Below are 1,431 nucleotides of genomic sequence, written 5' to 3'. Positions count from 1 at the left end.
CTTAGCTCAGCTGGTAGAGCAACTGACTTGTAATCAGTAGGTCAACCGTTCGACTCGGTTAGTCGGCACCATTTATTCAAAAGCCTCGCTTATAGCGAGGCTTTTTTGTTTTCAACTTGAGAATTAAAAATACCCATAGTTAAGAGCAAAGCAACTGATACCAATCTGCATAAAGATTAAGTCAATTTGATCCAGTCTCTAGAGCATATGCTTTTAACCGTATCTGGAACAGAAATGAATTTGTTCCACGCTTGCGAAACCTGTTCAACTATTTCTTCATAGCAACTAAACACATGATTAGATAGACAGTGTTGCCGTATCCAACTCCATACTTGCTCTATTGGATTTAACTCCGGGGAGTAAGGCGGAAGTTTTATTAGCGTGACATTATTGAATGGTTGTACAGTATCAATAGTATGCCAACCAGCGCCATCAACGATCACGACCGCATGACGTCCTGCCTCCGTGGCTTTTGATATTAATTCCATGTGTTGCGTCATGACGCCTTTATTGACGATAGGGCTGATCAGCGCTTCTGTTTTACCATTACTTGGGCACACTGCGCCAAATAAGTATCCATACTCAAACTGCTGTTGTTTTGTTGCACGAGGCCTCGAGCCTGTTTCAGCCCATAAGCGTGTTGTTTGATTTTGTTGTCCAAACCGTGCTTCATCTTGAAACCAAACATCAATGCGATCTAAAGGGAGATGCCCTGGGGTGTGAAGGATCGTTTCCACTTGGAACTTTTTTAAAAGCCTCTTGGCTTTCATTTGACTGCTTTGGGTGCTTAGAACGGCTTGTGACCCAACTAAACCCACGCTTCTTGAGCAGTTTGTAAATATGATCGGTGTGATATCTAATGTTGAACTGGTCATAAATATACTGAGCAATATCTTTCCCCATTAGTCTGCCTCCTTCTGAAGAACTTGCTGACTGTTTTACATAATCTGACAGTGTATTTAGTTGTTGTGAGGTTAATTTAGCTGGACGACCTTTAATCGGTTTGTTGTTCAAGCCAGCAATGCCATTGTTAAGGTAGCTTGAAACCCATTTATTGACACTGGCGCGCGCTGTATTTAGGCGCTTAGCAATATTCGTTCTGTTTTCACCCTCAAAGAATAATGAAACAGCAAGCAGGCGTATGCGTTTTCTTGCATTAGGCTCTTTACGTGATATAGCTAAAAGTTGCTTGGATTTTTCTAAGTTCAATTTAGTAAAAGTAGATAAGTATCAGTATGCTAATTAGATCACATAATTTGGCAGATTGGTATGACTTGTAATCAGTAGTCTGTATAAGTTATCCGTTCGACTTAGTTAGTCGGCACCATTTATTTAAAAGCCTCGCTTATAGCGATAACACCGATCAGTTAAGGTATTTTTGATCGGTTGACCGATCTTTTGGTTGCTTCACAATACCCTTATCATCTTTTG

General features: G+C 40.6%; 1 protein-coding gene. It reads right to left on the bottom strand.

Features of this window, described 5'->3' with window-relative positions; translation table 11 throughout:
* Positions 1 to 176: 176 nt before the first annotated feature.
* Positions 177 to 1,209, bottom strand: a protein-coding gene (locus tag I6F66_RS20565; protein WP_197209668.1) for an IS630 family transposase whose coding sequence is annotated in 2 segments (ribosomal slippage) — positions 177 to 749 and positions 751 to 1,209 — 1,032 coding nt in all. Because the reading frame shifts where the segments join, the coding sequence is not laid out codon by codon here.
* Between the last annotated feature and the right edge of the window lie 222 nt (positions 1,210 to 1,431).

This window comes from Pseudoalteromonas sp. NZS100_1, assembly GCF_015864285.1.
In the GTDB taxonomy this organism is placed as follows: domain Bacteria; phylum Pseudomonadota; class Gammaproteobacteria; order Enterobacterales; family Alteromonadaceae; genus Pseudoalteromonas; species Pseudoalteromonas arctica.
The sequence above is the reverse complement of the archived record's forward strand: the minus strand, read 5'-3'. Positions and strand labels throughout refer to the sequence as shown.